This is a genomic window from Streptomyces sp. NPDC087859, from assembly GCF_044742595.1.
In the GTDB taxonomy this organism is placed as follows: domain Bacteria; phylum Actinomycetota; class Actinomycetes; order Streptomycetales; family Streptomycetaceae; genus Streptomyces; species Streptomyces canus_F.
In genome coordinates, this window is sequence record NZ_JBIUUU010000018.1 from 66,969 (window position 1) to 91,746 (window position 24,778).

Genomic DNA, 24,778 nt, shown 5'->3' on the forward strand with positions numbered 1-24,778 from the left:
TCAGGAGGCCCGCACTTTCAGAGCGGCCTTGCGGGCCGCCACCAGTACCGGGTCCCACACCGGGCTGAACGGAGGGGCGTAGCCCAGGTCCAGGGCCGTCATCGCCTCCACCGTCATCCCGGCCGTCAACGCGACCGCCGCGATGTCGACCCGCTTGCCCGCGCCCTCCCTCCCGACGATCTGCACACCGAGGAGCCGCCCCGTGCGGCGCTCGGCGAGCATCTTCACCGTCATGAGGGAGGCGCCGGGGTAGTAGCCCGCGCGGGACGTGGACTCGACGGTGACCGTCTCGAACCGGAGCCCCGCCCGGCGCGCGTCCTTCTCCCGCAGACCCGTGCGGGCGATCTCCAGGTCGCACACCTTGCTCACCGCCGTGCCGACCACGCCCGGGAAGGTCGCGTAACCACCGCCCACGTTCGCGCCGATGACCTGGCCGTGCTTGTTGGCGTGGGTGCCGAGCGCGATGTGCCGTTCCTGTCCGGAGACCAGATCCAGGACCTCCACGCAGTCGCCGCCCGCCCAGATGTTCTCGTGGCCGCGCACCCGCATGGCCAGGTCGGTCAGGAGCCCGTCGTGGTGTCCCACTGGCAGGCCCGCCGCCTTGGCGAGCGAGGTCTCCGGGCGTACGCCGATGCCCAGCACCACCACGTCCGCCGGATACTCCGCGTCCTCCGTGGCCACCGCGCGCACCCGGCCGTCGTCGCCGGCCAGGACCTTGGTGACCTCGGCGTCGTTGACCATGGTGATCCCCATGCCCTCCATCGCCTCGTGCACCAGGCGGCCCATGTCCGCGTCGAGCGTGGACATCGGCTCGCTGCCGCGGTTGACGACGGTCACCTCGTAGCCGCGGTTGATGAGGGCCTCGGCCATCTCGACGCCGATGTACCCGGCGCCGACCACCACCGCGTTGCGGCCACGCGTGCGTGCCAGCGTGTCGAGCAGGGCCTGGCCGTCGTCCAGGGTCTGCACACCGTGGACGCCCGGCGCGTTCGCCCCCGGCATCTCCGGGCGGATGGGGCGGGCGCCGGTCGCGATCACGAGTTTGTCGTACGACGTCCAGGACTCGGCCCCCGAATCGACGTCACGCGCGCGTACCCGCTGTCCGGCCACGTCGATCTCCGTGACCTCCGTGCGCATGCGCAGATCGATGTCACGGGCCCGGTGCTCCTCGGGCGTACGGGCGATCAGCTGATCGCGCTCCTCGACGTCGCCGCCCACCCAGTACGGGATGCCACAGGCCGAGTACGAGGTGAAGTGGCCCCGCTCGAAGGCCACGATCTCCAGTTCCCCGGGCCCCTTCAGCCGACGCGCCTGCGACGCCGCGGACATTCCCGCGGCGTCGCCGCCGATCACGACCAGCCGTTCGCTCGCAGCACTCATGCTCATGCGAACACGCTACGGGCGCAGGGCATTTCAGTCCTGCTCACCCTGCTGCTCGGTGCGTCCGGGCTGCGGTGCCGGGCGGGCCGTCGGCAGCGGGCCCAGGGTGCTCGACGCGCCCGCCGGGGCCGGGCGGCGGGGCAGCCGGGGGCGTACCCAGCGCAGCCAGATCATCAGGATCAGGGCCAGCACCGCGGCGAAGGGCAGCACCGCGGCCAGGGCGACCACGATCCAGCGCAGCATCGACACGAACGCGCCCCAGCCGCCCGCCAGCGCGTCGAGGACCCCCGGGTCGTCGTCCTCGGTGACCTTCTCGACCGGCTTCTCGGACAGGGACAGGGTGATCGTGGCCAGGCTCGTGCGGTCCTTCAGTGACGCCTGCCGGGCGAGCAGCGCCTCCAGGTCGGCCTGACGGGTGCTCAGCTCGCCCTCCAGGGTCACCACATCGCTCAGCTTGGTGGCCTGGTCCATCAGCTCCCGGATCCGGGCCACACTCGCGCGCTGCGTCTTGATGCGGCTCTCCACGTCGACGACCTGCTCGGTGACGTCCTGCGCCTTCGCCGTACGCTCCAGCAGCTTGCCCGAGCCCTCCAGTTCGGCCAGGACCTCCTCGTACCGGTCGGCGGGCACCCGCAGGGTCACCTGCGTCTCCTCGGTGCCCTCCTCGTCGCGGAAGGTGGCCTCCTTGCCGACGTATCCGCCCGCGTTCACGGTGGCCGTACGGGCCGCTTCCAGCGCCTTCGGCACGTTCTTGACCTGCACGGTCAGTTCGGCGGTGCGGATGATGTGGCTCGTCGGAAGCTTGGGCGCGGTGGTGGCCTGCCTGCCACCGCCGGCCGCGTCGTCCGCGGCGGCGCCCGGTGCGGCCTCCTTGGCCCCCGACCGGGCGACGTCGGAGTCACCCGAGGCGCCGCCGAAGTCGTCCCCCGCGCCGGTGCAGCCGGTCAGGGCGAGAGCCGCGGCCAGCAGGAGCCCGGCCAAGGCCCGGACAGGTCGTACGGAACGTCGTGCGCGCATGGGCCTACCCCCGGGGGTCGTGACGAACTGACGCTCCTTCGACGCCGGGACGCACCGGAACGTTGGGGCACAACGGTCCCGATGCGGTCACGGTCAGGACTCGGACGGGCCATACGGCCCCGGCCGGTGTGCCGCTGGCGTCTGAGAGGGTGGGGCCATGAGCGGATCAGGTACGCCGGAGCACGTCGTCGTCATCGGAGCCGGAATCGCGGGCCTCGCCGCCGCGCACCGGCTGCTGCAGCGCGGGGCACGGGTGACGGTCCTGGAGGCGTCCGGCCGCGTCGGCGGCAAGCTGCTGCCCGGCGAGATCGCCGGCGCGCGCGTGGACCTCGGGGCCGAGTCGATGCTGGCGCGCAGACCGGAAGCGATCGCGCTCGCCCGCGAGGTCGGACTCGAAGGCCGCCTCCGGCCGCCGGCCACCGCGACCGCCTCGATCTGGACCCGCGGCGCCCTGCGCCCCATGCCCAGGGGCCATGTGATGGGCGTCCCCGGCACCGCGGCCGCCCTCTCCGGCGTCCTGTCCGACGAGGGCCTCGCCCGCATCGAGCGCGACGCCGACCTGCCGCCCACGGAGATCGGCGACGACGTGGCGGTGGGCGCGTACGTGGCGGAGCGCCTCGGCCGCGAGGTCGTCGACCGGCTCATCGAGCCCATGCTCGGCGGCGTGTACGCGGGCGACGCCTACCGCATCTCGATGCGGTCGGCGATCCCGCAGCTCTTCCAGGCCGCGAAGAGCCACACCTCGCTGACGGAAGCGGTCCGCGAGATCCAGGCGAAGGTCGCCGACAACCAGCAGACCGGGCCCGTGTTCATGGGCATCGAGGGCGGTGTGGGCAGTCTGCCGCTCGCCGTCGCCGAGTCCGTACGCGCGCGTGGGGGCGAGATCCTCACCGGCACACCCGTGACCGGGCTGCGCCGCGAAGCAGCCGGGGGCTGGCGGGTCGTCGCCGGTGACCGGGTCCTGCACGCCGACTCCGTGGTCGTCGCCGTTCCCGCTCCCGCCGCCGCGGACCTCCTGCGCGCCGAAGCTCCCGAGGCCGCCGCCGAACTGGCCACCGTGGAGTACGCCTCCATGGCCCTGATCACCCTCGCCTACCGCCGCGCCGACACCGCCCTCCCCGCGGGCAGCGGCTTCCTCGTGCCGCCGGTCGACGGCCGCACCATCAAGGCGTCCACGTTCGCCTCCCAGAAGTGGGACTGGATCGCCGACGAGAACCCCGACGTCGTCGTGCTGCGCACCTCCGTCGGCCGCTACGGCGAGACGGCCGTCCTGGAGCGCGAGGACGCCGAGCTCGTGGACGTCTCCCGCCACGACCTCAAGGCCGCCACCGACCTCGACGCCACACCTCTCGAAACCCGCGTCACCCGCTGGACCGACGGCCTGCCCCAGTACCCCGTCGGCCACCACGCGCGCGTGGCCCGCATCCGCGCACACGTGGCCACGCTCCCGGGCCTGGCCGTCTGCGGCGCGCAGTACGACGGCGTCGGCATCCCGGCGTGCGTCGCGAGCGCGTACGCGGCGGTCGACCAGATCCATGGGGACGACCGCGGTGTGCAGGAGCTCACCGCCAACCCGGTGCAGAGTCTGCACGGAGGAGCAGGAGAATAAGGACCATGAGCAACGACGCCCCCACCCCCGAGGCCGGCCGGATCCCGAACAAGGGCAAGCTGGCCAAGGACCTCAACGAGGTCATCCGCTACACGCTCTGGTCCGTCTTCAAGCTGAAGGACGTGCTCCCCGAGGACCGCGCGGGCTACGCCGACGAGGTCCAGGAGCTGTTCGACCAGCTCGCCGCCAAGGACGTCACCGTCCGCGGCACCTACGACGTGTCCGGGCTGCGCGCCGACGCCGACCTCATGATCTGGTGGCACGCGGAGACCAGCGACCAGCTGCAGGAGGCGTACAACCTCTTCCGCCGCACCAGGCTGGGCCGCGCCCTGGAGCCGGTCTGGTCGAACATGGCGCTGCACCGCCCCGCCGAGTTCAACCGCTCGCACATCCCGGCGTTCCTCGCCGACGAGACGCCGCGCAACTACGTCAGCGTCTACCCCTTCGTGCGGTCCTACGACTGGTACCTGCTGCCCGACGAGGACCGCCGCCGCATGCTCGCCGACCACGGCAAGATGGCCCGCGGCTACCCGGACGTCCGCGCCAACACGGTCGCCTCGTTCTCGCTCGGCGACTACGAGTGGATGCTGGCCTTCGAGGCCGACGAGCTCTACCGCATCGTCGACCTCATGCGCCATCTGCGCGCGTCCGAGGCCCGCATGCACGTCCGCGAGGAGGTCCCGTTCTACACGGGCCGCCGCAAGGACATCGCGGAGCTGGTCGCGGGCCTCGCCTGATCAGGCCGCGGGCCGGGTGGCCGGTTTCTTCCGGGAGTGCTCGCGCGGCTTGGGCTCCGGGTGCGGTGCGCAGGCCGCGCGCCGCACCGGGAGGATGCCCTCCAGCAGGTACGCGTCCACGTGCCCGTTGACGCACGGGTTCGGGCCGCCGGCGATGCCGTGCGTGCCCGCGTCCCGCTCGGTCACCAGGACCGAGCCCCACAGCCGCCGGTGCATCTCCAGGGCGCCGTCGTACGGCGTCGCCGCGTCCCGCTCGGCCGCCAGGATCAGCGTCGGCGGCAGCTCACCGGGACCGGTCCGCACATCCAGCGGCTCCTGACGCGGCGCCGACCAGTACGCGCAGGGCAGGTTCATCCAGACGTTGTCCCACGTCTCGAACGGCGCCACCCGCGCCAGCCGCGTGTTGTCCCGGTCCCACACCTTCCACTCCGTCGGCCAGGACGCGTCGTTGCACTCGACGGCCGTGTAGACCGCGTTGCCGTTCTCCGCCTCCTTCGCCGCCTCCGGGTGCGGCCCCGCCTGAAGGATCAGCTGCTTCGGGTCGCCCTTCAGATACGCCGACAGCGCCTCCGCCCGGTGCGGCCAGTAGTCGTCGTAGTACCCGGCCGTCAGGAACGCCCCCTGCAACTGCCCGGGCCCGACCTTCCCGCCCGCCGGCTCCGCCGCCAGCTGCGCCGCCGCCCTGTCGTAGCTGCGCTGCACCCGTTCCGCCGTGTCGCCGAGCCCGTACACCTTGTCGTGCTTGGCGACCCAGTCCCGGAAGTCCGCCCAGCGGCCCTCGAACGCGGCCGACTGGTCGAGGTTGTTGCGGTACCAGACCTGCGTCGGATCCGGGTTCACCGCCGAGTCGAACACCATCCGCCGTACGTGCGAGGGGAACAGCGTCGCGTACAGCGCCCCGAAGTAGGTGCCGTACGACGCCCCCATGAACGTCAGCTTCTCCTCGCCCAGCGCGGCCCGCAGGACGTCGAGGTCACGGGCGTTGTTGAGCGAGGTGTAGTGCCGGAGCGCGCCGCCCGCCCGCTTGGCGCAGCCGCGCGCGTACGCCTTCGCCTGCGCGATGCGCTCCCGCTTGTACGACTCCGAGGGGTACGTCGGTGCCAGGGTCGGCGCCTTGAAGAAGTGCCGGGGGTCCTGGCAGGACAGGGGCGCCGAACGGCCCACCCCGCGCGGGGCGTAGCCGACGAGGTCGTACGCGGCCGCGAGCCGCTTCCACTCGGGCACCACGCCGATCAGCGGGAAGTACATGCCGGAGGCGCCCGGGCCGCCCGGGTTGAAGACCAGGGCGCCCTGCCGGGGCACCTTGCGCTTGCTGTTGTGCGGGTCCTTGTGGGTGGCCCGCACGCGGCTGACGGTGAGCTTGATCTGCTTCCCGTCGGGGCGTGCGTAGTCGAGCGGGACGGACACCGTGCCGCACTGGACGTTGCCCGGCAGGTCCTCCACCTCGGCGCACGTGCCGAAGGCGATGCCCTCGGCCTCGGCGCGCGCGGCGGCCGTCGCGGTGCCGCGCACCTCGGCCGCGACGGGAGCACCCGACGCGCCCGACGCGCTGCCGGCCGGGGCGGCCGCGAGAGCGGTCAGGAGCAAGGTCCCGGCGGCCGAGTAGAGGGCGGGGGCTCTCATGGCGAATCCCTTCGGTGCACGGCAGCAACAAAAGGGATGTTTCGTTCGGTTGTCGGCGAAGGCAAGCACCACCCGGCCGGTGTCGGCGCCAATGCCCCCTATGCGCCCCTGGTGTGCCCGGCGCGCCAGTGCTCGCGGTCGGCGAAGGCCGCGCGCAGGTCCGGTTCGCCGACCGCGCTGACACCTCGTACGGCGACGGTGGTGAGGTAGGTCCGGTCGTCGCCGCCGGCGGCACGCCGGGGCAGGGCGCCGAGCAGCCGCTGCCCTGCCGGGGAGGCCCAGCGCGAGTACGGGTGCACCTCGACGCGGGCGATGGCCAGGCAGCTCAGGGTCAGTGCGAGGGGGAGCGCGAACCACAGGGCGATCAGATGGCGGGGTACGTCCGACGGGGCGGGCGTCAGCAGCGCGGTCGCGCCCAGCGCGAGGACGACGACCGCGGCGATCTGCACCTGGCGGACCGCGGCCGCGACCGTTGTGCGCGCCCCGTCGGGCACGGCGAGACCGGCGCGGACGAGACGGTCGGCGAGACCGCGTACCGGGGCGGCGGTGGCGGCGGCGTCCCGGACCGGGGCGATACGGGACTGCCCCTCCGGCCCGATCGCCCCTATGACGGAGCGCTCGATCTCGTCCCGGCCGCGCGGATCGACGACCGTCGCCCAGCCCGTGTGCGCGAGCAGCAGCCGGCGCTGGCGGGCCATGGAGACGAGGGTGAGGTCGGCGACCCGGCGTGGGCCGCCGGACAGGAACGCCGCCTCGTAGAGCGTGAGGTCGTGTCCGTGACCCGCGTCCGCGTCGTCGGCCGCGGCGTGCACGGCGGCCAGGCACAACCGGGTGCACGCGGTTCCGGCGGCGGCCCAGGCCAGCAGCAGGAGAAGGACCCAGAACATGACGCTGTTCTATGCGAGATGGTCTGGACTGCGCCATGCCTTGTTCACAATCCGGACAAGTGTTTGCCGGTATGTGACGTTCCGCTCAGGGCTCGCGCGGGGGCGGGCTGGTGGCGGGTGGGGGCAGCGAGTAGCTCGGGGTCACCGGGACGGCCGGGGTCGGGGCAGCCGTGAAGGCGGGCGGGGCCGGGGAGTTGGTGATCGGGGGTGTGCTGCCGGCGACCATGTCCTGGGCCAGGGCGTCGAAGTCGACGTAGCCCGTGGCCTCCAGGATCTTGATGTGGTCCAGGACGGTGGTGTTGGCGTCGTCGGCCAGGGTGCGGACCAGGGAGTTGCGGGTGCTCGCGCGGACCTGGGCGACGACGGAGAAGACCTTCCCGTGGGCGAGACGCAGGATGTTGGCGAACTCGCGGTCGTACTCGACGCCTTGGGCCGCGTTCAGGGTGGCGAGCCACCCCTTCTGCTGGTCGTTCGGCTCGTTGGGAAGCGCCAGGCCCAGCTGCGAGGCGACGTCACGGACCCGCTCGTCCAGGAAGGTGTGCCCCTCGACGAGGTGCTGTCCGGCCGTCCGTACGGCCTGTGTCGTGCCCTTCTGCTGCGCCTGCTGTCCGGCGGGCAGCTCCCACAGCCCGGCCAGCCGGACCTTCGTGACGAACTCCCGGTCGAGCGCGGACAGCGGTCCGTACTGGGTCGACACGGTCTCGGCGTTGAGCAGGTCGGCTGCGGTTCCCGACCGGTCGGCGTACGACCAGATCGGAAAGATCAGCGCCACCAGGGTCGCTGCCAGACCGGTGATGATGAGCCCCGTGCCGCTGAGAATTCCTCGGCCTTGGACGGGGGGTCGCGGTCGCATGGTGCCTCCTGTCACGGCACCGCACGTTGGTGAGATTTCGAGTGCGGGATTGGCATGTTACTGCGCGGTCCGCACCAACTGCCGTACAGGAGCGAATGGTTGCATCCCGGACACCAGGGGCGAATGGTGAAGGGATAGTCGGTGGCATATGGCATCAAAGAGGGGCCAACCGAGTGTGTGGGAGATGTGTCGAGGCACGGGTGTTAATCCCGGCACACTCGGCCGCGGCGTCGGCTCCGACGGCTGCCGGTCACCGTCGCAGCAGCACGCGCCGCGTCGCCCGTGCCAGCCGTACGGCGGGCCGGTGGGACCGCGGCCGCGGTCCCGACCGCTCCAGCCACCACTCGCGCAGCCCGGCCCGGGCGTGCGGGTCCTCCGGCAGGCCGGAGCCGAGGAGGTACCCGGCGAAGTCCAGCGCGTCCCGCCGGTAGCCGGCGCCCATCGGGTGCCCGTGGGCGTACCCGAGGAACGCCGCCCGGTACCCCGCCCCGAGAATCTCCGGCAGCTCCGGCGCGACCTTCGCCACGACGTCCGCCCGCTTCCCGGCGAGCGCCCGCGCCTGCACCCCGACCCGCACCCGGTCGAACCCCTCGGGCACGGGCGTCCCGGCGACGAGCGCGGAGAGCAGGGCGGTCTGGGCGAGGGCGAGGCGCTGACGGGCGGGAGCGGAGGCGGCGTCGGCGGTGTCGAGGGGGGCGTCGGCGGTGGTGCCGGGGCGGGTCGTCGTGACCCGCCCCGCGGCGACTGCCACGGACTCCCCGCCGCCCTCCTCCGAGCCCACCCCGGCCTGCTCGCGCCCCTTCTCCAGCGCGCCACGGATCGCCGTCAGTTCCCCCTCCAGCTCGCTCGGCTCGGGGAAGTTCTCGTCCCGTTCCAGCAGGACCCCCGGCGGGGAGACGCGGGAGGCGAGGTCGGTGAGGATGTCGAGGACCGGGCGGGGGACGGGGTGGGCGTGGCTGTCGTGCCAGACGCCGTCGCGTTCGAAGCCGCCTGCCACATGGACGTAGGCGATGGCCTCCAGGGGGAGGTCGGCGAGGGCCTCGGCGGGGTCCTCGCCGCGGTTGACGTGGTTGGTGTGGAGGTTCGCGACGTCGATCAGCAGCCGTACGCCCGTGCGGTCGGCCAGCTCGTACAGGAACTGCCCCTCCGTCATCTCCTCGCCCGGCCAGGAGATCAGCGCGGCGATGTTCTCGACGGCGAGCGGTACGGGCAGCGCGGCCTGGGCGATACGGACGTTCTCGCACAGCACGTCGAGCGCGTCGCGGGTGCGCGGCACCGGCAGCAGATGGCCCGCCTCCAGGCGCGGTGAGGCCGTCAGGGGCCCGCCCGCCCGGACGAACGCGATGTGCTCGGTGACCAGCGGTGAGCCCAGGGCCGTGGCGCGCTCGGCGAGGGCGGTCAGCCGGTCCTCGTCGGGCCGGTCCGCGCCGCCGAGCCCGAGGGAGACGCCGTGCGGGACGACGGTCACCCCCCGCTCGCGCAGCCGCAGCAGCGATTCGGGGAGGTGCCCGGGGCAGACGTTCTCCGCCACGGCCTCGACCCAGTCGATACCCGGCATGCGCTCCACGGCGTCCGCGATCTCCGGCCGCCATCCGATTCCCGTACCCAGTCGCTCCATCGTCCCCGTCCCCTCCTCCGGCCGACTCTCCGCTCCACCTGGATCCGCTGTGTCGTCCCCTTCGACGGCTCGTTGTTTCCGGCGTGACGGGGGTATGGCCCCGGTGTCCGGCCGCGAATCCCCCCGCCCGGTCGTTCAGAGGAACATTTGAGGTTCCGGCCATCCGTGCCAGGAGGTACGCAACGCGGCGGCGGCCCGTTCAAACGGGCGGAACGCTCACCCCCACTCCGGGGACCGCCCCAGCAGCCGCAGCGTCTCCTCCAGCGGCCCGGCGCCCGGCGGCACGTCCAGCGCCGCGGCGAACGCGAACCCCGGACCCCGCCCCTCCGGATCGGCCGGGACGAACCGGGCCACGGCCAGGCCCGCCGTCAGGACCTCGTCGGACAGCTCCAGCCCGACCCCCAGCGTGGCGGCCACATCCCAGGCGTGCACCACGTAGTCGATGAAATGGAAGCCGATCGCGAGCCGCCCGGGGAATCGCCCGCCCAGCTCGGGGAGCGTGAACTCCCGCTCCACGGCGCCCGGTTCGGCGAACGCCCCGAGGAGACTCGTCGCGGCCGCCCGGTGCGCCTTGGCCGGCTCGCGCAGGTCCGCCGGCTCCGCCCAGTACGCCGGATCGCCGCCCGCACCCCGCGCGGCGGCCGCGAACCCGTGGTGCTGCGCGGTCATGTGCGCCACCAGCCGCCGCAGCGTCCACCCGGCGCAGGGGCTGTCCCGCTCCCAGTCCCCGTCCCGCGAGAGTTCCACCACCCGCAGGGCCTCGTGCACGGCGATCCGGTCGAGTTCCACGACGTCCATCGATGCTCCTAGGTGGGCAGGTCCAGGGCGTAGGCCCGCAGGGGGCCGAGAATAAAAGTAACCGAACGATCGTGCTACTTGTTTTCGATGGCCGACCCCGAATGGCGAGCAACCAATGTCCGCTGCCCTCAGCCCACTTGGGGCACCGACGCGACGTCCACCGCCACCGCCCGCAGCCGCGCCGCGATCCCCACCCGCGCCCGTCGATAGGCGACGTTCTCCCCATGCAGCACGGACAGCGCGTTCGCCGACTCCATGAGGGCGATCAGCTCGAAGGCGAGCTGCGCGGCATCGGTGCCGGCGCGCAGCTCGCCCGCGGCCCGCGCCTCCTCGACACAGCCCTCCACATGAGCGCCCCAGTCCCGCTGGGCCCGGACCAGGGCATCGTGCACGGCCCCCTCCCGGGCGTCGAACTCGGCCATCACGCCGTAGAAGAAGCAGCCGCCGGGAAAGACCCGCCCTTCCGAGTACGCCAGCCACGCCTCGCACAGCCGCCACACCCGTCCGATCCCCGCCGGGGCCTTCGCGGCGGGCTCCACGACCTCCGCGACGAACACCCGCGAGGCCTCCCGCACCGCAGCCAGCTGCAGCTCCTGCTTGGAGCCGAACAGGGCGAACACCCCGCTCTTGCTGAGCCGCAGATCGGTCGCGAGCCGTCCCACCGACAGCGCCTCGAGACCCTCCACGGAGGCGATCTCGACGGTACGGCGCAGCACCGACTGCCGGGTGCGATTGCCCCGTTCGACCCTGCCGTCGAGCCGGGTCACCGCAGCGCCGGGTGGTCGGCGACGACCGTGCACGAGCCCGGGGCGATCTCGGTGAACCCGGCGTCCCGGACCAACGGCAGCCCGCTGCCGACGAGTTCACGCCACCGGTCCCGTCCGGGGGTCCGCACGGCGACCGGGAAACCGGCGTCCCGCCAAGCGGCCCGCTCCTCATCCGACAGCTCCCACCAGGCGAGTTGAGCCCCGTGCCCGGCCTGAGCCATCGCCTTCCCGGCCGACATGTCGACGTCCGGGCTCATCCACAGCACGGGGACACCGGGATCGGTGTCGACCGGCGGCTCGGGGTCGTCGAGGTCGGTGCCGGACACCTGAAGCTTGGCCAACTCCTTGGGCCACCCGTCCAACGGCACCGGCGGAAACACCCGCACCTCCGCGGACTTCCCGGTCACCGTGATCCCGGGCAACGCCTCAGCCTTCCGCCACTCACCCCCACGGGCCCGCCGCACGACCTTCCGAATGCGCGCGTCCTGCCAGTCCCGCATGACCTGAGCCCATTCGCCGTCCCCGAGGGAGCGTTCATCACTGAGCATGACGAGAACGGCACGGGCGGCGGTTTCGAGAGCGTCGGTACGGGCGGGAGGTGCATCTCGCTCGATGCGCACGACCAACGGCAGCACGAACTGCGGCGCTTGATCGCGAGCGGTGGCCGAGTGCTGGAAGGGACTGTCGCCGGTCGGCATGGAATCAGGGCTCACACCAGCCAACCCTAAGGGGCGCGGGGAACTGCGCGACCAGCCACGGACAACCCGTAGCCGCAAGACGACATCATGACCCACATGGAACGCGATCTGCAGCTGGACAACGTGGGCCGGCGCTACGGCCTACGCGGCCCCTGGGTCTTACGAGGCGTCCACCTCACCCTCACCCCTGGCACCCTCACCCGCATTGAAGGCCCGAACGGCACCGGCAAATCCACGCTGCTCCGCGTACTCGCCCGCCTCGACGCCCCCTCGGAGGGCCGCATCAAGGGCCGCCCCCGCACCGCCTACGTCCCCGAGCGCTTCCCCTCGGCCCTCCCGTTCACCGCCCTCGGCTACCTGACGCACCTGGCCACCATCCACGGCCTCACCCGAGCCTCGGCGGAGCGAGCCGCGGCCGACACCCTGGAGCGATTCGGCGCCACCCCCTACGCCCGCACCCCCATGGCGCAGCTCTCCAAGGGCAGCAGCCAGAAGGTCGCCGTCGCCCAGGCCCTCCTCGCCGAACCGGAGCTGCTCGTCCTGGACGAGGCTTGGACCGGCCTCGACGCGGACGCCCGGGCGGAACTGGAGCGCGCGGTCGCCGAGCGCACCGCGGCGGGCGGGGCGGTGGTGTTCGTCGACCACGACCCGGGCCGGCTGGCGGGGGTGCCCGACGCGACGTACGCCGTGCACGGGGGCGGCCTCCACCGTCGTACGGCACAAGACAGCGCACCCACCGGCCCGCAGGTGGCCGTCGTGGCCCAGGGCCCGGCCGGCGGCCGGCTGCCCGCGGACGCGCTCCGGGCCGCCACCACAGCCGAGGAGACGGAACCGGGCACCTACCGGCTCGCCGTCCCCGTGTCCCACTCGGACGTCCTGCTCCGCGCCCTGCTGGCGGCCCGCCCGCCGTGGCACGTGGTGAGCGTGAGCCACGAGACACAGGAAGGCGGCCGATGACCGCTCTGCTCCGCTACCAGGCCGCTCTGCTCGTACGCTCCCAGCGCTGGCTGCCGCCGTTCATTTTGTACGTCGCGTTCCTGGGCGTCGGTGTGCAGAGCGGCCAGCCGATCCTCGACTCGCTCGGGTACGCGGCCGCCGCGCTGCTGCCCGTCGCCGCCTGGCTGGTGCGGATCTGTGTGTCCAACGAGCCGCCCGCGGCCCGTGCCTGTGTGTCCGCGGCGGTCGGACCCGCGCGGGCGCACCTCGCCTCCCTGCTGGTGGCGTTCGCCACCGCGGCGCTGCTCGGCGCGGTGGCGACTCTGGTCGTGACGCTGATCAGCGATCCGGTGAGCGCCGACCACCAGATGCGGGTGCCACGGTTCCCTGCCGGTGCGGCCGGGCTGATCGCCACCCTCGCCTGCGCCCTGCTCGGCACGGCCGTCGGCGCGCTCACCACCTGGCCGCTGCTGCGCTCGCCGGGACGGGCGGTCCCCGCGATGCTGCTCGCGGCCCTGCTGACGATGGTGACGACCGGTTCCCCGGCCCAGGCGGCCGTCCAGGGTCTGGTCACCGGCTCCCGCGAGGGCACCGCCCCGCTGCCGCTGCTGCCCCTGGCCGCGGCCGCCCTGCTCACCGCGGGCGCGACCGCCGTGGCCTGTGTGCTGACGTCCCGGAGATCACCCTGAGCAGGCGGTCCGCTGGGCCTCCTGCCACTCGCAGACGGGGCACAGGGTGATCCCCTTGTACGACTCCGGGTACTCCGTCGGCTTCCGGCACAGCACGCACTCGGCGTACGGCGGACCGTCGGCGACGGGCGGCTTCGGCACGTCTCCGATCGTGCAGTAGTCGTCGCTCATGCCTCCAGCGTAGGGGGCTCAGCGCCGTCCACCCGCGGCCCCGATCAGCTCGGACACCTTCGCGAACCGGTACCCCCTGGCCCGGAGCTCCGGCACGATCGTCCGGACGGCCCGCTCGGTCGCCGGGGCGGCGCTGCGGGTGCAGTGCATGACGACCACGGAACCGGGCCGGACCCCGTCCAGCACCTGCCGGGCCACGGCGTCCGCGTCCGTCGCGAAGGCGTCCCCGCTGACCACGTCCCACTGCACGGCGGTGACACCGGCCGGGGTGAGCGCCTTGAGGGCCTCGCGGTCGTAGCAGCCGCCGGGGAAGCGGAAGTACGGCCGCGCGTCGGGGACGCCCGCCTTCCGGAAGGCGGCGTACGCGTGCTCGACATCGGCCCGCATGCGGGCCCGCGAGACCGTCGGCAGCCCGTAGCAGTCGCCGGTGAAGGCGTAGTGGCTGTACGAGTGGTTCGCCACCTCGAAGAGCGGGTCCCGCCCGATCGACCGCGCCTGTGCCGGGTACTCCTCGGCCCAGCGTCCCGTCATGAACACGGTGGCCGGCACCTTCAGCGCGCGCAGTGCCGTGATGAGCCGCGGATTGTCGAAGTGCTCGCCGGCCGCGGCCCGGGGCCCCTGGTCCGCGGTCATGTCGGCGTCGAAGGTGAGCGCGACCGTCCTGCCGTGCGTGCGGGGGCCGTTTCTGAAGACGGGGGTGAGCCCGGCGGGGCCCGGGGCGAGGGTCGGGGGCCGGGAGGGCGCGACGGGGGCGGAGGGGGCCGGACGGGCGGCGCGGGGTACCTCGGGGGCGGCGGTGCAGGCGGTGAGCGCGGCGCCGAGTGCGCAGGCGGCCGCCACGTGGCGTACTCGAATGATCACCGCATGAACATAACGGGACGAATCGGGCACTTCCCGGATTGTGGCCGCTCACGCGCCGCTCGCCTGCTCCGGTCGTGCCCCGATCACGCGCCGGGAGGCGGGGCCCGCCTCCCGGCGCGGGGGCCCTACCTGCGCCAGGGGCCCGTCACCGCGAACGTCGTCCCCGGCGTGTAGCAGTTGACGTACATCGTGTCGCCGTCCGGGGAGAAGGCGACCCCCGCGAACTCGCCCCACTCCGGCGCCTCGGGTGTCCCGATGTTCTGGGCGTTGCGAGCCATCGCGTACACCTCGCCCCGGCGCGTCACGCCGTACACGTGCTGCGCGCCGTTGCCGTCCTCGCAGACCATCAGGCCGCCGCTGGGGGCGAGGCAGATGTTGTCGGGGGACTCGCCGGGCAGCTGGATGTCGGTGTCCGGGCCGAAGACGATCACCAGGGTCAGACGGCGCGAGGACGGGTCGTAGCGCCAGATCTGGCCGAAGTGGTCCGCGGCCGAGCCCTCCGCGCTGTGGGCGAAGGAGGACACGAAGTACACGCACCGGCCGCCCCAGTAGCAGCCCTCCAGCTTCTGCGCGTGCGTGATGCCCTTCGGGCCGAAGTCCTGGAGGCGGATGGGGGTCTGGGCGGCCAGCGGGTCCGGTACGTCGACCCACTCGACGCCCTCGAAGCACGCGCCCGTCTCCTGGATCGAGGACAGGTCCGGTACGCCGGGCACGCGCATCGCCTGGAGCTTTCCGCCCGCGCGGAGCGAACCCAGGCCGCCCAGCGGCTTGTTCGGCAGGAAGCGGTAGAAGAGGCCGAACGGCTTGAGGAAGGCGTCCTCGGTCTCGTAGACGATGCCGCGCTTGGGGTCGACGGCGATCGCCTCGTGCTGGAAGCGGCCCATCGCGGTCAGCGGGACGGCTCCGGAGCGGCGCGGGTCGGCACCGTCGACCTCGAAGATGAAGCCGTGGTCCTTGGTGTAGCCGTTGGTGCCGGCCTTGTCCTCGGTCTCCTCGCAGGTCAGCCAGGTGCCCCAAGGGGTGGGCCCGCCCGCGCAGTTGACGGCGGTGCCGGCGATGGCGACCCGCTCGGACAGGACCTTGTTGCGGCCGTCGAGCGTCAGGGCCGTACAGCCGCCCTTGCCCATCGGGTCGTAGGTGAGGCCGTCGATCGTCGGGACCGCGATCCTGCCGGTGACGCGGTTCTCGTGGTTGCGGACCAGGTGGACGCGGCCGTGTCTGCCGGCGAACGCGGCCATGCCGTCGTGGTTGGAGGGGACCTGGCCCTCGCCGGAGCGGAGCTGGTCGCCCTCACGGGAGAGGACCTTGTAGCGGAAACCTTCCGGCAGATCGAGCAGGCCGTTCGGGTCGGGGACGAGCGGGCCGTAGCCGGTGTGGCCGAGGTTCTGAGCGGCGGCGGTGCCCGTGAAGAGCTCGGAGAGGGCACCGGTGAAGGCGATTCCCGCCCCCAAGGCACCGGAGCGGGCGAGCACCTGACGTCGTGTTGCGGACATGGAGCAGCAACCTTCCTGCTGGCGGACAGGATGTGACGCCGCTGTGTCTATCACCTGGCGCGGGCCGCGGGAACCACGCGCGTAGAGGTGTCACCTGTCGGTGGGGTGCTCCTGGGCCCTCTCGAGGAAGCGCAGCAGCTCCACCGGGAAGGGGAGGACCAGGGTGGAGTTCTTCTCGGCGGCCACCGCCACCACCGTCTGGAGCAACCGCAGCTGGAGCGCGGCCGGCTGCTCGGACATCTCCTTCGCGGCCTCGGCGAGTTTCTTCGACGCCTGGAGTTCGGCGTCCGCGTTGATGATCCGGGCGCGGCGCTCGCGGTCGGCCTCCGCCTGCCGGGCCATGGAGCGCTTCATCGCGTCCGGCAGCGACACGTCCTTGATCTCCACGCGGTCGACCTGCACGCCCCAGCCGACGGCCGGGCTGTCGATCATCAGTTCCAGGCCCTCGTTGAGCTTCTCGCGGTTGGAGAGCAGGTCGTCCAGTTCGCTCTTGCCGATGATCGAGCGCAGGGACGTCTGCGCCATCTGGGAGACGGCGAACTTGTAGTCCTCGACCTTCACGAGCGCGTTCGCCGCGTCGAGCACCCGGAAGTAGACGACCGCGTCCACGCGCACCGTCACGTTGTCCCGGGTGATGCCCTCCTGGGCCGGGACCGGCAGCGTGACGATCTGCATGTTGACCTTGTGCAACCGGTCCACGAACGGGACCACCATCGTGAACCCGGGTGCCCGCACGCCGTCCATCAGCCGCCCGAGCCGGAAGACCACCCCGCGCTCGTACTGCTTGACGACCCGCGCCCCGGCGGCGACATAGACCACGGCGGCGGAACCGGCTGCCACGGCCACGGTCAGGAGCTCCTGGAGCATGACGACCCCCTCACTGAGAGGCCTGTTTGTCCGCTCCTGCAACGATATGCCCGGTGCCTGGTCCGAGGCTACGGACCGGGCACCGGGGGTGGATCGCGTACCGCGTCCTACTGCGCGGTGACCCGCACCGGCTCCGTGCCGACCGCGCTGTGCCGCTCGGCCCAGTTCTCCAGCGCCGTACGGCAGGCGTGGTCCAGGTGGTGCAGACCGGACAGGTCCAGCTCCACCGGACGGTCCTGCGGCAGGGACTCCAGGCTGTCGAGGATCTTCGGCAGCCGGAGGAAGGTCGCGTTGCCCGACAGATACGCCTGGACGGGTCCGGCGCCCTTGTCCACGACCTCCAGCTTCAGGTGCGAGGCCTCCCAGGCGGTCTTGGCGACGGCCAGCGCGAGGCCGATGAGGACGCCCTCGAACATGCTGACCGCGACGATCGACACGGCCGTGACCACCAGGATCAGCGCCTCACCGCGGTGCTCGCGCCACAGCGACACGATCTCCCGCACGGGGATCAGCTTGGCCCCGGAGTAGACCAGGATGCCCGCGAGCGCCGGGATCGGGATGTAGGCGAGGACGCCCGGCAGCAGCGCCGCGAACAGCAGCAGCCATACGCCGTGCATGACCCGGGACGCCTTGGTCTTCGCGCCCGCCTGGACGTTCGCCGCACTGCGCACGATCACCGCGGTCATCGGCAGCGCGCCGAGCACACCGCAGAGCGCGTTGCCCGCGCCCTGAGCGACGAGTTCCTTGTCGTACGCGGTGCGCGGCCCGTCGTGCAGCCGGTCCACGGCCGCCGCGCTGAACAGCGACTCGGCGGACGCGATCAGGGTGAACGCGACGATCGTGGCGAGCACGCCGATGTTCGCGAGCTCACCGAAGGCGGTGAAGGACGGCGGCTGGATGGAACCCAGCAGCCCCTGCACCTCGACGGTCGCCACCGGCATGGAGAACGCCAGACCGGCGAGCGTGGCCAGGCCGACCGCGGCGAGCGGGCCGGGCACGGTGCGCACCTTCGCCGGCATGCGCTTCCACAGCACGAGGACGGCGATGGTGCCGACACCGAGGCCGAGCGAGGCCAGCGCCCCGGTGTTCCCGACGGCGTCCGCGAGCGCGCCGGGCAGCCCGGCTATCTTCCCGAGGCCCGAGGCGGGCGCCTTGGCGTCGGCCATCGCGTACAGCTGTCCGGCGATCAGCACGAGGCCGATGCCGGCGAGCATGCCCTCGACGACGGAGACCGAGATGGCCCGGAACCAGCGGCCCAGCTTCAGGGTGCCCATGAGGATCTGGAGCACGCCCGTGGCCAGCACGATCACGCCGAGCACGGGCAGCCCGAACTCCTGGACCGCCTCGAAGACCAGCACGGTCAGGCCCGCCGCCGGTCCGGAGACCTGGAGGCTGCTGCCGCGCATCAGACCGGTGACGATGCCGCCGACGATGCCGGTGACAAGTCCGAGCTCTGCCGGCACGCCGGAGGCGACCGCGACGCCCACGCACAGCGGGAGCGCGACCAGGAAGACGACCAGGGAGGCGGCGAAGTCCTGCCGCAGATGAGGGTATTTGGTCATCATCGCGATCACAGCGCTTCGAACGTGTCGGTGTCCGTGCGGTGTTCCCGCACGGCGCCGGTGTGAACCTCGTAGTACCAGGCGCGGAGGGTGAGTTGACGATCCGTCAACTTCTTCTCGATGAACGGGTAGGAGCGCAGCCGCAGCAGCTGCGTCAGGACGTGGCTCTGTACGCCCTCGGTGACGCACGGGTCCTCGGGCGCTCCCGAGGGGCGCGGCGCGGCGTGCGCGAGCCAGTCACGCACGGCGGGCACGGCGGTCAGGTCGTCGCCGCGCACCAGGGCGCCGACGGCGCCGCAGTGCGAGTGGCCGCAGACCACGATGTCGCTGACGCCGAGCACTTCTACGGCGTACTCGATGGTGGCCGCCTCGCTGGTGGGGTGCTCGGAGGTGTACGGCGGGACGATGTTGCCGGCGGTGCGCAGCTCGAAGAGCTCGCCGGGGCCGGCGCCCGTGATCAGGGCCGGGACGACCCTGGAGTCGGAGCAGGTGATGAACAGGACCTGAGGGGACTGGCCTTCTGCGAGCCTGGCGAACTCCTCAGGGCGCTGTCCGAACAGACGGGCGTTGTCGATGAGGGGCTGCATGTGGTGACTCCTCCTGGCGCGCCTGCAGCGGCGCGTCGGACGTGCATGACAGGTGGGGGGTACTGCCGTTATCTGCGAGGCAGAGCTCTGGTCGAAGCCTCACTGGCTGTGTGCGCGGTCGCGAACGATGCCGAGATAGCGAAGAGGGTGAGGGGGAGTGGACTCACGGCTGAGGTTGAGATCCCGATCCATGTCGGTTTGTCCCGCAACATGCGTCCCCCTCCCCGTGGTTCACGGCTCACGCGCTTGCCAAGACATGGTCAATGCCTGGTCAAGAAACACGTTAACCCTGCAAAGTTGTTTGCAGGGTTAACTTAACGTTTCGAGCTGAAGAGAGCCTGAAAAGCGTAGGTCCGCTGGCGGGAACCAGCCCTTGACCTGCGAGAGTTCACCGGTTAGGCGGGCCCGACGAGACCTTTGCCGTCGCGGGCCAGTGCGGTGAGCCGGGAGATGGCCCGGAAGTACTTCTTGCGGTACCCGCCCTTGAGCATCTCCTCGCTGAACAGCTGGTCGAACGGCTGTCCGGACGCGAGGACCGGAACCTCACGGTCGTACAGCCGGTCCGCGAGCACGACGAGCCGCAGCGCGGTGGACTGGTCCGGAATCGGCTGTACGTCGGTGAGGCACACCGCCTTCAAGCCATCGGTCAGCGCTCCGTACCGGCTGGGGTGCACGCGGGCGAGGTGCTCGAGGAGTTGCGGGAAGCCGTCGAGCGAGGAGCCCTCGGTGGCGTACGCCGCCTTGGTGACCTGTTCCTCGGAGTAGGGGGCCGGTGCCGCGGGCAGACCGCGGTGGCGGTAGTCCTCGCCGTCGATGCGCAGTGGCCGGAAGTGGGCGCTGAGCCCCTGGATCTCGCGCAGGAAGTCGGCCGCGGCGAAGCGGCCCTCGCCGAGCTTGCCGGGGAGCGTGTTGGAGGTGGCCGCGAGGGCGACACCCGCGTCGACGAGCTTGCCGAGCAGGGTGGAGACGAGGACGGTGTCGCCCGGGTCGTCGAGCTCGAACTCGTCGATGCACAGCAGACGGTGGCCGGAGAGCGTCTGGACCGTCTTCTGGAAGCCCAGGGCGCCCACGAGGTTGGTCAGCTCGACGAAGGTGCCGAACGCCTTGAGCGAGGGCTCCGCCGGGGTGGCGTGCCAGAGGGAGGCGAGCAGATGGGTCTTGCCGACGCCGTAGCCGCCGTCGAGGTAGACGCCGCGGGGGCCGGCCGGCACCTTGGGCGCCTTGGCCTTCCCGAACCCGAAGAGCCCGCGTTTCCCGCCGCCGACGGCATGCGCCCCGCCGAGTCCGCCGGCGAAGCCTTCCAGCACCCGGACGGCCTCGAACTGGCTGGGCTGGTTCGGGTCCGGGATGTACGTGCCGAACCGCACCGAGTCGAACCGCGGCGGCGGCACCATCTCGGCGACGAGCCGGTCCGCGGGGACGTGCGGCTCACGGGAGCACAGGGACATCGGGGCCGCGTCTGCTATCGGGCTGATCCCGGAGGCGGTGGTGGAGGACGACACGGTTCCCCATGCTAAGCGCCGTGCCACACTGCACGACATGCGACGCCTGTTCCCTGTGACCGACCAGACAATGACGAGGGCCTCCGGCGGTGGGCCCGGGGACGTGGGTGCGGTCGTGGTGTCCGGCGCCGCGGACGGCGGTACCGGCGTCGCTGTGACAGAAGGCTTCGGTGGGGTATCCGGGACGGACGGGTCCGGTGTCGTCGGAGAGGGGGGCCAAGGGGTGCGTGCTCTGGGTGGGACCGGCGCCGGTCCTTCCTCGTCGGCCGACTCCGGCACGGGTGTCCTGCCCGGTGCCGATCTCGTCGACCGTGAGTGGAGTCTCGACGAGCTGGCCGAGGCCTACGCCTATCCCGAGACCGTGACCGGCGGGGCGCCGGTGGCCTGGTTGCGGGCGAACATGGTGTCGACGCTCGACGGTGCCGCTCAGCACGACGGGAAGTCGCAGCCCATCTCCACCGCGGCCGACATGCGGATCTTCGGGACGCTCAGGGGGCTGGCGGACGTGGTCGTCGTCGGCGCGGAAACGGTACGGCAGGAGGGTTACCGGCCCGCACGCGCGCGTGCCGAGTTCGCCGAGCGCCGGGAGGCGGCCGGGCAGGGACCCGCACCGGCGATCGCGGTGGTCAGCGCCAGTCTGGAGCTGGACTTCTCCCTTCCGCTGTTCACCTCCCCCCTCGTCCCCACCCTGATCCTGACCGGCGCGGCGGCCGCACCCGACCGGATCGCGACCGCCGAGAAGGCGGGCGCCCGGGTCGTGATCGCCGGTGCCGGCGTCGGTGTGGAGCCCGCCCGTGCCGTACGGGCTCTCGCGGACCTCGGGTTCACCCGGCTGCTGACCGAGGGCGGCCCGCGGCTGCTCGGTCAGTTCGTGGCCGCCGACGTGCTCGACGAGCTCTGTCTGACCGTCTCCCCGATGCTCACCGCCGGTGATGCCCAGCGCATCGCCGGGGGACCGTCCGTCGCGGTTCCGCATCGGTTCGCACTGGCGTCCCTGCTGGAGGAGGAGGGGTTTCTCTTCGGCCGCTACCAGCGCACTTGAAATTCGTTCAGCGGTACCGCCGGTCCCGAAATCGGCGGAATCTACCGTTCCGTTTAGCTTCCGACGGGCACACTGAATCTCGCAGCCCCGTGAGATCACGGGGCAGGATGGTTTCCGCAGAAGGGGCGCTCGGTGTTCACAAGCGTACTGATGATCGAAAAGGCCCTGACGTCCGCCGACGTGGAGTTCGTCACCACCTTGCACGGCGACGAGCAGGTCTCCTTCCATGTACTGCTCCAGCCGCGCGGCGACCAGGCGGACCGCCTGCTGCGGGCCATCGACGACGTCGCCCTGGGCGAACTGGACGAGGCGGCGAAGGAACGTGAAGTACCCGAGGGCGATGCCGCGAGGCCCTTCGGGGAGCGGGCGCTGGAGGTGTCCCTGCAGGCGCTGCGGGGCTCCGGGAACGCGGCGGAGGGGCGGTTGATCGAGGACCATCCGCTGGACGCGCTGAAGGGGCTGGTGGAGGAGGTCGGGGCGGACGAGGTGATCGTGCTGACCGATCCGCATTACGTGGAGGAGTTCTTCCACCGGGACTGGGCTTCTCGGGCTCGGCACAAGGTGGGGGTGCCGGTGCTGAAGCTGTTCTCGCACAGCAAGGCGTAGCCGTTCTTCGGGTGCGGGCGGGTGGGGGCTGGTCGCGCCCACGCGGCGGTGGCCGCGAATCGATACAGCCCCGCGCCCCTGGGTCGGTCGCGGCACCGTGGGCAATTAGGCTGGGGCGCCTGTACGTCCGCCGTATCTGTATGCACAGGGAGACATCACGTGGCACCCGGCACCCTTCCCACCGCCATGGACCGACCGCACTTCATCGGCATCGGCGGCGCCGGGATGTCGGGGATCGCGAAGATCCTCGCGCAGCGTGGGGCGAAGGTGGCGGGCAGCGATGCCAAGGAGTCGGCGACCGCCGAGGCGCTGCGGGCGCTGGGCGCCACCGTGCACATCGGGCACGCGGCGGAGCACCTCGCGGACGACGCGAGCTGTGTGGTCGTGTCGTCCGCGATCCGCCAGGACAATCCGGAGCTGGCCCGCGCGGCCGAGCTGGGCATCCCGGTGGTGCACCGTTCCGACGCGCTGGCCGCCCTGATGGAAGGCCTGCGTCCGATCGCGGTGGCGGGCACCCACGGCAAGACCACGACCACCTCGATGCTGGCGGTCTCCCTGTCGGAGCTCGGCCTGCGGCCCTCGTACGCGATCGGCGGCGACCTGGACGCCCCCGGCTCCAACGCGCTGCACGGCGACGGCGAGATCTTCGTCGCCGAGGCGGACGAATCGGACCGCAGCTTCCACAAGTACGCCCCCGAGGTCGCGATCGTCCTCAACGTCGAGCTCGACCACCACGCGAACTACGCGTCCATGGACGAGATCTACGAGTCCTTCGAGACGTTCACCGGAAAGATCGTCCCCGGCGGCACGCTGGTGATCTCCTCCGACCACGAGGGCGCGCGGGAGCTGACGCGACGGGTGGCTCCTTCGGTGCGGACGGTGACGTACGGCGAGGCGGAGGACGCCGACGTACGGGTGCTGTCGGTGGTGGCCCAGGGTCTGAAGAGCGAGGTCACGGTCGAGCTGGACGGCACGCCGCTCACCTTCACGGTCTCCGTCCCCGGCCGCCACTACGCGCACAACGCGGTCGCCGCCCTCGCGGCGGGCGTCGCGCTCGGCATCCCCGCGACGGACCTCGCCCCCGCCCTGGCCGCGTACACGGGCGTGAAGCGGCGCCTCCAGCTCAAGGGCGAGGTGGCCGGTGTCCAGGTCATCGACTCCTACGCCCACCACCCGACCGAGATGACGGCCGACCTGGAGGCGATGCGCGGGGCCGCCGGCGACGCCCGCATCCTGGTGGTCTTCCAGCCCCACCTCTTCTCCCGCACCCAGGAGCTGGGCAAGGAGATGGGCCAGTCGCTGTCCCTCGCGGACGCCTCGCTGGTCCTGGACATCTACCCGGCCCGCGAGGACCCGATCCCCGGCGTCACCAGCGACCTGATCATCGACGCGGCGCGCGCCGCGGGCGCGGACGTGACACCGGTCCACGACAAGGCGGACGTCCCCGCGGTGGTCGCGGGAATGGCGAGGCCCGGCGATCTCGTTCTCACCATGGGCGCGGGCGACGTCACGGACCTCGGCCCGCGCATCCTGGACCGTCTCGCGTAGTGGATAGGGGCTGAGCAACATGTCGTACGACGTCGAAAAGCCGGACGAGCAGTGGCGTGCGGAGCTGAACCCGGCCGAGTACGCCGTGCTGCGCCAGGCCGCCACGGAGCCCGCCTTCACCGGTGAGTACACCGACACCAAGACGACGGGCGTCTACTCCTGCCGCGCCTGCGGCGCCGAACTCTTCACCTCCACCACGAAGTTCGAGTCCCACTGCGGCTGGCCCTCCTTCTACGACCCGAAGGACACCGACGCCGTGGAACTGGTGTCCGACCGGTCCCACGGGATGGTGCGGACCGAGGTGCGGTGTGCCCGGTGCGGGTCGCATCTCGGGCATGTGTTCGAGGGCGAGGGGTATGCCACCCCGACGGATCAGCGGTACTGCATCAACAGCATCTCGTTGCGGTTGACACCCGACGAGGGCTGATCCGACGGGGGTCGCGGCGTCAGCCGCCCGGGCACGGTGACGTGTCCCGGGCCGGACGCAGGCGCGGTGCCGTGCGCTGCGCGGGGCTGCAGGGGCCGGGTGCCGCGGCGCAGGGTCACGGTGTCGTGGTCGTCGTTCGTGAGGTCCCGTCCTCCGGCGCGCTCAGCAGACTGCTCACCTCCTCCAGGCGACCGGTGCGTCCCGTGCCGCGCTCGTCGTCCACCTGCCACCACTTCACCCGGTGGTCCTCGCCGCGGGCGGCGAGCCGGTCGCCGTCCGGGGTGAAGACCGTGAGCCGGTCGAAGTCGTCCGAGGCATAAGCGAGCGGGGCGCCTTCCAGCCGGGACAGCCCGGTACCCCTGCGCACGTCCCACACCTCGATCCGGCCGTCCCCGGCCCACTCCCGCGTGACCACCGCCACCTGGTCCGGGTGGGCCCGGCCGCGCGGTGAGCTGTCCACCCCAGGCCTCGTTGCCCGACGGCGAGGCGGGCGCCACGGG

The 24,778-nt window shown here is 72.1% G+C and carries 25 protein-coding genes; 8 read left to right on the top strand and 17 right to left on the bottom strand.

Features of this window, described 5'->3' with window-relative positions; all coding sequences use genetic code 11:
* On the bottom strand, positions 1-1,386 hold the full coding sequence (locus tag ACIOHP_RS36940; RefSeq protein ID WP_401894238.1) for an FAD-dependent oxidoreductase: 1,386 nt from the start codon (positions 1,384-1,386) through the stop codon (positions 1-3).
* Positions 1,387-1,413: 27 nt separating this feature from the next.
* Positions 1,414-2,397, bottom strand: a complete 984-nt coding sequence (locus tag ACIOHP_RS36945) for a DUF4349 domain-containing protein (protein ID WP_401894241.1) — start codon at positions 2,395-2,397, stop codon at positions 1,414-1,416.
* A gap of 157 nt (positions 2,398-2,554) precedes the next feature.
* Between ACIOHP_RS36945 and hemG the strand changes: the two genes are divergently transcribed.
* Together hemG and hemQ are read left to right on the top strand one after the other, a co-directional pair.
* Entirely contained in the window at positions 2,555-4,006 is a 1,452-nt protein-coding gene (gene hemG / locus ACIOHP_RS36950; protein ID WP_401894242.1) for a protoporphyrinogen oxidase, read from the top strand.
* Positions 4,007-4,011: 5 nt separating this feature from the next.
* A complete protein-coding gene (gene hemQ / locus ACIOHP_RS36955) occupies positions 4,012-4,743 on the top strand; it encodes a hydrogen peroxide-dependent heme synthase (RefSeq protein WP_327719971.1) in 732 nt (243 codons plus the stop codon).
* Here the strand turns inward: hemQ and ACIOHP_RS36960 are convergent, their stop codons facing one another.
* From ACIOHP_RS36960 to ACIOHP_RS36990, 7 genes are all read right to left on the bottom strand, one after another.
* Positions 4,744-6,366, bottom strand: coding sequence for an alpha/beta hydrolase (locus ACIOHP_RS36960; protein ID WP_401894244.1), 1,623 nt, complete (start codon positions 6,364-6,366; stop codon positions 4,744-4,746).
* Between the two features lie 98 nt (positions 6,367-6,464).
* Positions 6,465-7,253: a TIGR04222 domain-containing membrane protein gene (locus tag ACIOHP_RS36965; RefSeq protein ID WP_361547962.1), complete on the bottom strand. Its 789-nt coding sequence runs from the start codon at positions 7,251-7,253 to the stop codon at positions 6,465-6,467.
* An 85-nt stretch (positions 7,254-7,338) separates the two neighbouring features.
* Positions 7,339-8,106 carry a DUF4142 domain-containing protein gene (locus ACIOHP_RS36970; RefSeq protein WP_401894246.1) on the bottom strand — a complete coding sequence of 256 codons (768 nt, stop codon included), beginning with the start codon at positions 8,104-8,106 and terminating at the stop codon, positions 7,339-7,341.
* A 250-nt stretch (positions 8,107-8,356) separates the two neighbouring features.
* Complete coding sequence (locus ACIOHP_RS36975) at positions 8,357-9,724, bottom strand: DUF692 domain-containing protein (protein ID WP_401894249.1); 1,368 nt, start codon at positions 9,722-9,724, stop codon at positions 8,357-8,359.
* Positions 9,725-9,940: 216 nt separating this feature from the next.
* Positions 9,941-10,522, bottom strand: a complete 582-nt coding sequence (locus ACIOHP_RS36980) for a TIGR03086 family metal-binding protein (RefSeq protein ID WP_401894251.1) — start codon at positions 10,520-10,522, stop codon at positions 9,941-9,943.
* A gap of 128 nt (positions 10,523-10,650) precedes the next feature.
* Positions 10,651-11,289, bottom strand: a complete 639-nt coding sequence (locus ACIOHP_RS36985) for a TetR/AcrR family transcriptional regulator (protein WP_401894252.1) — start codon at positions 11,287-11,289, stop codon at positions 10,651-10,653.
* Positions 11,286-11,987 carry an aminoacyl-tRNA hydrolase gene (locus ACIOHP_RS36990; protein WP_401894448.1) on the bottom strand — a complete coding sequence of 234 codons (702 nt, stop codon included), beginning with the start codon at positions 11,985-11,987 and terminating at the stop codon, positions 11,286-11,288. Before ACIOHP_RS36990 ends, ACIOHP_RS36985 begins: the two co-directional genes overlap by 4 nt.
* A gap of 96 nt (positions 11,988-12,083) precedes the next feature.
* Here ACIOHP_RS36990 and ACIOHP_RS36995 point away from each other — a divergent pair, with 96 nt between their 5' ends.
* Complete coding sequence (locus tag ACIOHP_RS36995; protein ID WP_401894254.1) at positions 12,084-12,944, top strand: ATP-binding cassette domain-containing protein; 861 nt, start codon at positions 12,084-12,086, stop codon at positions 12,942-12,944.
* Positions 12,941-13,612, top strand: a complete 672-nt coding sequence (locus ACIOHP_RS37000; protein ID WP_401894256.1) for an ABC transporter — start codon at positions 12,941-12,943, stop codon at positions 13,610-13,612. The genes ACIOHP_RS36995 and ACIOHP_RS37000 overlap by 4 nt, the downstream gene beginning before the upstream one ends.
* On the opposite strand, the gene ACIOHP_RS37005 is transcribed toward ACIOHP_RS37000, so the two are convergent.
* From ACIOHP_RS37005 to zapE, 7 genes are all read right to left on the bottom strand, one after another.
* A complete protein-coding gene (locus tag ACIOHP_RS37005; RefSeq protein WP_361547982.1) occupies positions 13,604-13,783 on the bottom strand; it encodes a hypothetical protein in 180 nt (59 codons plus the stop codon). The genes ACIOHP_RS37000 and ACIOHP_RS37005 overlap by 9 nt on opposite strands.
* Before the next feature lie 18 nt (positions 13,784-13,801).
* Positions 13,802-14,644: a polysaccharide deacetylase family protein gene (locus ACIOHP_RS37010; protein ID WP_401894260.1), complete on the bottom strand. Its 843-nt coding sequence runs from the start codon at positions 14,642-14,644 to the stop codon at positions 13,802-13,804.
* Between the two features lie 125 nt (positions 14,645-14,769).
* A complete protein-coding gene (locus ACIOHP_RS37015) occupies positions 14,770-16,137 on the bottom strand; it encodes a PhoX family protein (protein ID WP_401894263.1) in 1,368 nt (455 codons plus the stop codon).
* Positions 16,138-16,227: 90 nt separating this feature from the next.
* Entirely contained in the window at positions 16,228-17,004 is a 777-nt protein-coding gene (locus ACIOHP_RS37020) for a slipin family protein (protein ID WP_401894266.1), read from the bottom strand.
* A gap of 107 nt (positions 17,005-17,111) precedes the next feature.
* Positions 17,112-18,569: a SulP family inorganic anion transporter gene (locus ACIOHP_RS37025; protein ID WP_401894269.1), complete on the bottom strand. Its 1,458-nt coding sequence runs from the start codon at positions 18,567-18,569 to the stop codon at positions 17,112-17,114.
* Between the two features lie 5 nt (positions 18,570-18,574).
* A complete protein-coding gene (locus tag ACIOHP_RS37030; RefSeq protein ID WP_361547997.1) occupies positions 18,575-19,153 on the bottom strand; it encodes a carbonic anhydrase in 579 nt (192 codons plus the stop codon).
* A 395-nt stretch (positions 19,154-19,548) separates the two neighbouring features.
* Positions 19,549-20,655 carry a cell division protein ZapE gene (zapE, locus tag ACIOHP_RS37035; RefSeq protein ID WP_361548000.1) on the bottom strand — a complete coding sequence of 369 codons (1,107 nt, stop codon included), beginning with the start codon at positions 20,653-20,655 and terminating at the stop codon, positions 19,549-19,551.
* Between the two features lie 286 nt (positions 20,656-20,941).
* Here zapE and ACIOHP_RS37040 point away from each other — a divergent pair, with 286 nt between their 5' ends.
* The 4 genes from ACIOHP_RS37040 (at position 20,942) to msrB (ending at position 24,278) form a co-directional block, all read left to right on the top strand.
* Positions 20,942-21,697, top strand: a complete 756-nt coding sequence (locus ACIOHP_RS37040) for a pyrimidine reductase family protein (protein WP_401894449.1) — start codon at positions 20,942-20,944, stop codon at positions 21,695-21,697.
* Positions 21,698-21,829: 132 nt separating this feature from the next.
* Positions 21,830-22,303 (top strand): indole-3-glycerol phosphate synthase, encoded by a 474-nt coding sequence (locus tag ACIOHP_RS37045; protein WP_199924593.1) that lies wholly within the window; start codon positions 21,830-21,832, stop codon positions 22,301-22,303.
* A 159-nt stretch (positions 22,304-22,462) separates the two neighbouring features.
* Complete coding sequence (gene murC / locus ACIOHP_RS37050; protein WP_401894271.1) at positions 22,463-23,851, top strand: UDP-N-acetylmuramate--L-alanine ligase; 1,389 nt, start codon at positions 22,463-22,465, stop codon at positions 23,849-23,851.
* 19 nt (positions 23,852-23,870) lie between these two features.
* A complete protein-coding gene (msrB, locus tag ACIOHP_RS37055) occupies positions 23,871-24,278 on the top strand; it encodes a peptide-methionine (R)-S-oxide reductase MsrB (protein WP_307024659.1) in 408 nt (135 codons plus the stop codon).
* Between the two features lie 115 nt (positions 24,279-24,393).
* On the opposite strand, the gene ACIOHP_RS37060 is transcribed toward msrB, so the two are convergent.
* Positions 24,394-24,738 (bottom strand): hypothetical protein, encoded by a 345-nt coding sequence (locus tag ACIOHP_RS37060; protein WP_401894273.1) that lies wholly within the window; start codon positions 24,736-24,738, stop codon positions 24,394-24,396.
* Positions 24,739-24,778 lie beyond the last annotated feature (40 nt).

What these genes read in the sequence shown, in the direction of transcription:
- ACIOHP_RS36940 (WP_401894238.1), bottom strand. Translation starts at nt 1,386, where the DNA reads ATGAGCATGAGTGCTGCGAGCGAACGGCTGGTCGTGATCGGCGGCGAC.
- ACIOHP_RS36945 (WP_401894241.1), bottom strand. Translation starts at nt 2,397, where the DNA reads ATGCGCGCACGACGTTCCGTACGACCTGTCCGGGCCTTGGCCGGGCTC.
- hemG (WP_401894242.1), top strand. Translation starts at nt 2,555, where the DNA reads ATGAGCGGATCAGGTACGCCGGAGCACGTCGTCGTCATCGGAGCCGGA.
- hemQ (WP_327719971.1), top strand. Translation starts at nt 4,012, where the DNA reads ATGAGCAACGACGCCCCCACCCCCGAGGCCGGCCGGATCCCGAACAAG.
- ACIOHP_RS36960 (WP_401894244.1), bottom strand. Translation starts at nt 6,366, where the DNA reads ATGAGAGCCCCCGCCCTCTACTCGGCCGCCGGGACCTTGCTCCTGACC.
- ACIOHP_RS36965 (WP_361547962.1), bottom strand. Translation starts at nt 7,253, where the DNA reads ATGTTCTGGGTCCTTCTCCTGCTGCTGGCCTGGGCCGCCGCCGGAACC.
- ACIOHP_RS36970 (WP_401894246.1), bottom strand. Translation starts at nt 8,106, where the DNA reads ATGCGACCGCGACCCCCCGTCCAAGGCCGAGGAATTCTCAGCGGCACG.
- ACIOHP_RS36975 (WP_401894249.1), bottom strand. Translation starts at nt 9,724, where the DNA reads ATGGAGCGACTGGGTACGGGAATCGGATGGCGGCCGGAGATCGCGGAC.
- ACIOHP_RS36980 (WP_401894251.1), bottom strand. Translation starts at nt 10,522, where the DNA reads ATGGACGTCGTGGAACTCGACCGGATCGCCGTGCACGAGGCCCTGCGG.
- ACIOHP_RS36990 (WP_401894448.1), bottom strand. Translation starts at nt 11,987, where the DNA reads ATGCCGACCGGCGACAGTCCCTTCCAGCACTCGGCCACCGCTCGCGAT.
- ACIOHP_RS36995 (WP_401894254.1), top strand. Translation starts at nt 12,084, where the DNA reads ATGGAACGCGATCTGCAGCTGGACAACGTGGGCCGGCGCTACGGCCTA.
- ACIOHP_RS37000 (WP_401894256.1), top strand. Translation starts at nt 12,941, where the DNA reads ATGACCGCTCTGCTCCGCTACCAGGCCGCTCTGCTCGTACGCTCCCAG.
- ACIOHP_RS37005 (WP_361547982.1), bottom strand. Translation starts at nt 13,783, where the DNA reads ATGAGCGACGACTACTGCACGATCGGAGACGTGCCGAAGCCGCCCGTC.
- ACIOHP_RS37015 (WP_401894263.1), bottom strand. Translation starts at nt 16,137, where the DNA reads ATGTCCGCAACACGACGTCAGGTGCTCGCCCGCTCCGGTGCCTTGGGG.
- ACIOHP_RS37020 (WP_401894266.1), bottom strand. Translation starts at nt 17,004, where the DNA reads ATGCTCCAGGAGCTCCTGACCGTGGCCGTGGCAGCCGGTTCCGCCGCC.
- ACIOHP_RS37025 (WP_401894269.1), bottom strand. Translation starts at nt 18,569, where the DNA reads ATGATGACCAAATACCCTCATCTGCGGCAGGACTTCGCCGCCTCCCTG.
- ACIOHP_RS37030 (WP_361547997.1), bottom strand. Translation starts at nt 19,153, where the DNA reads ATGCAGCCCCTCATCGACAACGCCCGTCTGTTCGGACAGCGCCCTGAG.
- msrB (WP_307024659.1), top strand. Translation starts at nt 23,871, where the DNA reads ATGTCGTACGACGTCGAAAAGCCGGACGAGCAGTGGCGTGCGGAGCTG.